At 62.7% G+C, this 6308-nt stretch carries 7 protein-coding genes and 1 pseudogene; 2 read left to right on the top strand and 6 right to left on the bottom strand.

Annotated elements, in window-relative coordinates; translation table 11 throughout:
- Positions 1-199 precede the first annotated feature (199 nt).
- Complete coding sequence (locus H7A73_RS17770; RefSeq protein ID WP_182067216.1) at positions 200-490, bottom strand: DUF1540 domain-containing protein; 291 nt, start codon at positions 488-490, stop codon at positions 200-202.
- A gap of 311 nt (positions 491-801) precedes the next feature.
- Between H7A73_RS17770 and H7A73_RS17765 the strand changes: the two genes are divergently transcribed.
- Positions 802-1215, top strand: a complete 414-nt coding sequence (locus H7A73_RS17765; RefSeq protein ID WP_310648871.1) for an Lsr2 family protein — start codon at positions 802-804, stop codon at positions 1213-1215.
- Positions 1216-1257: 42 nt separating this feature from the next.
- Here H7A73_RS17765 and H7A73_RS17760 read toward each other — a convergent pair whose 3' ends face one another.
- The 4 genes and pseudogenes from H7A73_RS17760 to H7A73_RS18260 form a co-directional block, all read right to left on the bottom strand.
- A complete protein-coding gene (locus H7A73_RS17760) occupies positions 1258-2568 on the bottom strand; it encodes a nucleotide-binding domain-containing protein (protein ID WP_182067215.1) in 1311 nt (436 codons plus the stop codon).
- 2 nt (positions 2569-2570) lie between these two features.
- The gene (locus H7A73_RS17755; RefSeq protein WP_182067214.1) at positions 2571-3167 is read right to left on the bottom strand and encodes an SLATT domain-containing protein; all 597 of its coding nucleotides are present in this window, start codon (positions 3165-3167) and stop codon (positions 2571-2573) included.
- 338 nt (positions 3168-3505) lie between these two features.
- Positions 3506-4348, bottom strand: a complete 843-nt coding sequence (locus tag H7A73_RS17750) for a hypothetical protein (RefSeq protein WP_259362999.1) — start codon at positions 4346-4348, stop codon at positions 3506-3508.
- Between the two features lie 72 nt (positions 4349-4420).
- Positions 4421-4573, bottom strand: a pseudogene (locus H7A73_RS18260) (DUF4236 domain-containing protein); the annotation flags it as partial.
- A 140-nt stretch (positions 4574-4713) separates the two neighbouring features.
- Here H7A73_RS18260 and H7A73_RS17995 point away from each other — a divergent pair.
- Positions 4714-5535, top strand: coding sequence for a G5 domain-containing protein (locus H7A73_RS17995; protein WP_259362998.1), 822 nt, complete (start codon positions 4714-4716; stop codon positions 5533-5535).
- A gap of 374 nt (positions 5536-5909) precedes the next feature.
- Here H7A73_RS17995 and H7A73_RS17740 read toward each other — a convergent pair.
- A partial coding sequence (locus tag H7A73_RS17740; protein ID WP_220456647.1) for a hypothetical protein occupies positions 5910-6308 on the bottom strand: 399 nt, incomplete at its 5' end.

The following is a 6308-nucleotide window of genomic DNA, read 5'->3' as shown; positions in this document are numbered from 1 at the left end:
CCCTGGATCGCCCTGTCCGCCGGCGGCGCCATCGCCCTCATCGCGGTCGCAGTTATTGCGTACCGCCGCCGCAACCAGCACTAACCGTCAACACCTGTCCGAGCGGGGAAACGCCCCGCGTCCCCGCTCGGATCGTGCCGTGTGTCTCGCAGATCGCACGGCCGGCGGTGGAAGTGCGCCGAATCACTATGGGAGCTGCTTATGCGGCTTGGAAGGTTTGGCAGTGCGCCGCACCGTAACCACCATCGATACGGACCGCCGAAGCAGTGCAGACCGCAGACACGTTGAAGCGGCAGTCCGTGCGTTGGCAGGCCCCAACGGACGCGATAACCTTCGGCAGTCCGCCATTGATGCCGAGCGGCAAGAAGGTTGCACAGTCCGCGTGGTCAGCGCTGATCGTGATCGCGGCCGCGTGACACCCATCGTGGTTATAGCTACACGACGTCGCCGAACACTCCGTGACCGTCGGCAGCTCAGAGAACGTTGTCATAGCGAACACCTTTCGCGACCGCAGCTCCGATCAGAGCCATCGAAGGTAGTGTGCGCCGCAATCGCTGCGATGTATAGGCAGGTAAGCCTCCCCTCACTCCCCCGCCCTCACTGGACCGGACCCGCGTAACCACCGCTAGCAGCTCCTTCCCTTCAGACGACTACAGCGGTGCCACCAAGACCTCACGCCGCCGTGGCAGCTGTCGACCCTGATACGGAAGGTATTGCGGATCATCGGCTGAGGCCGCACATAACATGAACGATCAGAAGTGTGCAAAGGTGAGTCCGCTGTTTCCTCAAACGAAAGGCTGCATGCGTATTGCACAGAAAGTCACCACACACTTAGACGATGATTCGACCGGCGACACAATTGACGAGGGCAAGGGCCGCACCGTGTCCTTCTCGTTCGACGGCAACCACTACGAAATCGACCTCTCCGGCGACAATGCCGACGCGCTACACGAAGCGTTCTCCGACTACGTCGCTGCCGCGCGGAAGGTCAACGGCCGTCAGACCCGAAAGAACTTGGGTAGCGCGCCGAAGCGTGGCAACTCGGACGAGCTCGCGAAGATTCGTGAGTGGGCGAATTCGAATGGCCACGAGGTCTCGGGGCGCGGCCGCATCAGCCGGGCGATTCGCGACGCGTACGACGCTGCACACTCACCAGACTCTCCGAGCCCGACGAAGGTTGGCTACCCGCGTGGGCAACCGGCCTTCGTCGCGTGAGTCAATAGCGGTCTCTTATGTCAGCTGGCAGTGTTGGCTCATTCAAAGGTCCGCGGTAGTGGTGATCGGCACATCTATCCGGTCTCGCGCGACCACAATTCCATGCTTGATTACATAGCATTCGACGATGTGCTCACCTCGAAAGGACGAGGTCTCCTTGCGTATTCCGGGCTGCGTCGAGTCGATGATGTCGCCGCGGACCATATGGCGGCGCTCAGCTTCCGAGCCCTGGTTGAGCACCTTCCACTTGAGTAAATACGGCTCGGCCACCGTGCAGCTGATGACCTGAAACTTCAAGCGTTTGCCAGCGTTGAGTGGGAATCCAGCACTACCCATCGCACGCAGCCACCGAGGTCGCCAGCCGTCTTGGGTTACCTCGCAATCAATGGTCACACTCTCCCTGATGTCGACCGGGTACCGATCCTCGATGTACTCCTCCGTGCCCCTATAGGTGGCCCCGGCAGACGCCTTGAGGACATCCTCGGTGATTGCGAGCGGCACGCTGGTACCGAACACTTCGCGCCACTTCTTGATCGAAGCAGCCTTACCCTCGTTCTCGATTGCGGAAATGCAGCGGTTATAGGCTTTCTTCGCCTTAGCCTGAAACTTCGACTTCACGTACACGCGCTGCCTGCTGCCGAGTGCGAGGTAGTACTCCTTCTCCGGCTCAACCATGAGGAACGCAAAGAAATCCCGAGACAGCAGGTCAAACGAGCTCGTATCCGCGGAATCGTAATCATCCGTTTGCGCGAAGAAGTTGTAGACCAGCGTGTCAATGACCAACCCGCCAATGTTCACGCCATTCGCGTTCTTCCAGGCTCGGGCCATCCGGGCGACGTGACGCATGTTCGCCGAGGTCCGATCGTTGCACTCCTTCGTTGCGACAATCTCGGCGCGCGGTTTCGTGGTTTTCCAAGATTCTGCCTTCGTGTCCGGGTAGTCGAAGCTCCCGTCTGTGTTCTCGAACGCTGGTTGAACCTCAAACTTAAATGCGTTCGATGTGAACTGCACCCGCACGACACACTGATCAACCCGGACGTCGGTGTTTTGATACCGCGCCTTGAGCGCGTCGCGCACACGCTCGAGCATCCGGCGAGGGCCGTTACGATCACTGTAATCGTCGCGCAACACTGAGGGCAGGATGAAGATCATGTCGAGGTCGGAAATCGACCTTATGGCAGTATGTCGGCCGAATGAGCCGACCATCAGCTTGTGGTCGACTGAGGCGTCCTTGGCCCGGAAGTTTTTGTTCAGCGCCTTGGTGATTTCGTCGCGGCGAGACCGAACTGCCTCGACTTTCTCCCCCACCTTCAGATTAGCGAGCAACCCGTCGAAAATCTCGGACGTTTCCATACTCAAACCCCGCCTTCGTCAAGCCGCAGCGCCTCAGGAAGGAGGAGGTCGAGCTCGCGAGAGGAGAACGTCAACTCCTCATTGCCCTTCAATCCCTTTTTAGCGCGTCGGTACGCTCTGGGAGTAGTCCGTGGCGCGGACGAGTAGACCTCGCGGGTGGCTTCCTGCAGTTCGTCGCGGCGAGCCCTGGCAAGGGCGCCCTCAATTTCGCGAGACATCAGGTCGGCGATGAGCGAGACATAGGACTCGCGCACGTCCCACAGTCGTGACGCGATATCCCGGTGCGCCTCAGCCTCCTCATGAAACCGGAACGTCTTCGCCCCTAGCGTTACCCACGTCACCAGGACGGCAACGGTGGAGGTGACGAGGCCGGTCACCGTCGTATTCGCGAACGGGCCCACCACTGCAACTAAGAACGTGCCCGAGCTGATTGCGGTCAGCGCAATGAGCACGCCCTGCTGCCAACGGTGCTTCGTGAAGCAGAGGTCCGCCTGCTTCTCATTGGTTTTCTGGCTGTATGCCACTCGTCCGAATGCCTCACGTACCTGGGCAAGCAGGTAGCGGTCGTGGCCGTGAAGCGCGGCGTTTTCGTCGGTCAACTCGCTCCGATCACTCTTGTAAAGTCGATCCACACGCAACCGGCGAGTGATCCGTTCTCATTCTGGCAACCGCGTCCGACATAGCGGAAGGTGCACCCTGCCTCCGGTCTGAAACTTGGATGGCCGCCGCAGAGGGGCCGGCCGTCGGCAGTGCGGTGCTTGTCCACACTCGGTGATCGAAGCCAGCGCGAACAACCGGCTTAGCTGATGACGTTCTGGGGTATGCCTTAACACGACGCCGCATGCGCAGTGGGATGTCGTAGTTCTGGGGTGGCAGAGCGGTCTTCCGCGACAGATCCGCGCGCGGGTGTAGAGGTGGTGCGACGAGTGCAACGGTCTCACGCTGGTGCGTTCAGCAGCAGTGCAGCGGAGTCATCGAAGGCTGTGGCGCGCGACGACTGCACGCTCCAGGCAAGGCCCTGCGATGTGGTGAGTTCAAGCTGTCCGTACTGGACGACGGGGAGCACCGGGTTGTTCTTGAAGCGACGATCCGGTCCGCCCTTGACGTTGACGTACTGCCAGGTCTGGTCGATGAGCTGCGTGTCCTTCGGGACCTGACCCGGCTGTTCGACGAAGCGCGTGACAGACCGGCGCACGGAGAGCTGCCGGTATGCGACGTCGGAGTAGTGCTTGCCGGAGCAAACCAGTAGGCGATCAGGCAGGAAGTACAGCGCGTCCTTCCCAGCACGCAGAGTCGGGATGTCCACGTTGGTTGCAAGGCGCTTGGGTTGCTGAATACGTGCCATGGCCGGCACTCGACGCACGATCGCTTCGACGCCGGCGTTCGTCTTGTGCTGGTAGGTGGTCTGGACATGGCCGGACTCCACGGTGCGCCACAGCCGGTCACTTGCAGCAGCGGTACCCCACGCCGTGGTGAATCGGTCGAACCAGACAGCAGGCGCGTCCTCGAGGTCGTAGAGCAGGACCACGTTCTTCTGCAGCGCGTCGCGGAGGAAGAGCCACCAGCATCCCGGTACGGCGACTGCCCAGATGATGAAGCCCCACGGCAGCAGCGCTGCTCCGAGGATGAAGGCTGTGATCGCAGCGATCCAGCCCCACCGGGGACGCCGTGCTGCCGTGTTGAGCTGCTGGACAATGTCGTCCCCGCCAGTCGGGCGCAGATCGAGTGCTGTCAGGCCGCTGACGTCGTCCATATTCACCGCAGCGAAGTTCTGGAGCACAGGCGGGCTCGGTGGAGCGATGCGAGGCGCTCGTGATCCTGAGGAGGACAGGTACGTGGCGCCACCGGAGCCAACACGTACGTAGTTCCCCCGCGGCCCCGTACCGACCCGAAGTCCCGGGATCCCCGCACTGACTCCGAGCCCCGACTTCGACAGATTGAACCGAAGCGGCCCCGCCTTCACGCTTCGCCTGATCGTGATCCCCACGCTCTCATCCCGTCTCATCGGTGTCTCGTCCTGCCAGCGGGATCGTGCCGCCTCATCCGCAGCTTCGGATCGGGGCACCCCCCACCCCTCGAACTGGGATGAGGTGATGCGGTGAGAGCTCACGCAGACTTGGGCAGTCCTCAGTAAATAGGAGCATCATGCCATCCCTCCCCCACGTCAACGGACCTTCACAAGGCACCCCTCGGAAGAAGATCGCCCCGTCGACGTGGGTCGGCTTGGTCGGCACGCTGCTGGCTGCGCTGCTCGGACTGGCGTCGGGTGGTTTCTGGTCGATGCTGGTGATGGCTGCCCTCGTGGTCCTCCTCACGGCGCTCTACGGGCTGCTGTTCCGTCGCACCACCTGGCTCCACCTGCCGCGGAAGCGCTCCGCTTCAGCCCTCGGGGCAGGAATCGCCCTGGTGGTGCTCCTCGGATCCGGATCGGCCTTCGGCGCCACACACCCGGCAGCGCCGGCCTCCGCGGTCGACCCTGCACCTACCGTTTCGGCTTCTCCCGCAGCGAGCACAGCGCCACGCAAGACACCGACACCGACACCGACACCGACACCGACACCGACACCGACACCGATCGTCACCACCAAGGACGTCACCGAGACGACGCCGATCCCGTTTGAGTCGACCACGGTTGAAAGCGCCACACTCGCGCAGGGCACCTCCACCGTCACCACCACCGGCGTGGACGGTGTCCGGACGACGACGTTCCGCGTCACCTTTACAGACGGCGTTGAGACCAACCGCCAGCAGGTCAGCGAAGCGGTCACGACCCAACCCGTCGCCCAGGTGACCACAATCGGAACGTACGTCGCCCCAGCAGCACCGGCACCGGCACCGGCACCGGCACCGGCACCGGACGAGGGTGGCGGAGCGACTGCACTCTGCAATGACGGATCCTTCTCCTATGCAGCTCACCATCAAGGGGCTTGCTCGCATCACGGAGGTGTCGCCAAGTTCTACAGGTGACATGGCCTGGAACCAACGGCAGCGCCCGCCCGGTCGCGCAATCGCACGAGCGGGGCGAGGCTGTCGGCGGCCGCTCCTATGGTGTGGGCAATGCTCACGTCCGTGAGTGCTGATGGCAAAGGAGCCGATCATGCGAGTCGCCGCGTATCACTCGACGAATCAGTCAGACCCCGACGTTCACCACGACGACAACAACTGCCCCGTGGGCAAGCAGATCCCCGACCGCAACAAGCGGTCCGGGACGAACGGATGGCCCCGCTGCAAGCGCTGCGACTGATGATCAGTGCGAGGCGTGAACGAGTTCGTCCGCGCCTCGCACGCGTCTCAACCTGGTTCCGGCAGCAGCCCGGCGGTGGGTCTGGCGCTGAGCGAAGCTAGTGGTCGCTATCAGCTGCTATCTGCTGCTTGCGTGGAGTAGTAGCGGCCTGTTGCAGGTCGGCGCCGAGCGCTTGGGCGTCGTTCAAGATCGTCGCGAGTCGAGTGAGCGCATCGTCGACGGCATCGTCGGTGCTGCCGAGCTCGGCGTATGTCTCCTGCAGTGTCAAGGCGTCGAACCGTGACGGCCGTCGCGAGAGCGCACCGAGGGTCTCCACAATCCGGTCGCCTGCGGCCGCTGCACGTCGACTCGGGATGATGCTCGTCATGGAACGGCCCGAGAGGCTCACCCCGGTGCGCGCCCATCCATGGACGTCTAACGGCAACAGCAGCTGCTCCGCCCGGCGCCAATCCCCCGCTACTGGCTGCTCGCAGTCGTGCCGGTCGAGGTTTCCTTT

This window comes from Curtobacterium sp. ME12 (assembly GCF_903970855.1).
Taxonomy (GTDB): domain Bacteria; phylum Actinomycetota; class Actinomycetes; order Actinomycetales; family Microbacteriaceae; genus Curtobacterium; species Curtobacterium poinsettiae_A.
This window is presented reverse-complemented; position numbering and strand designations above follow the sequence as displayed.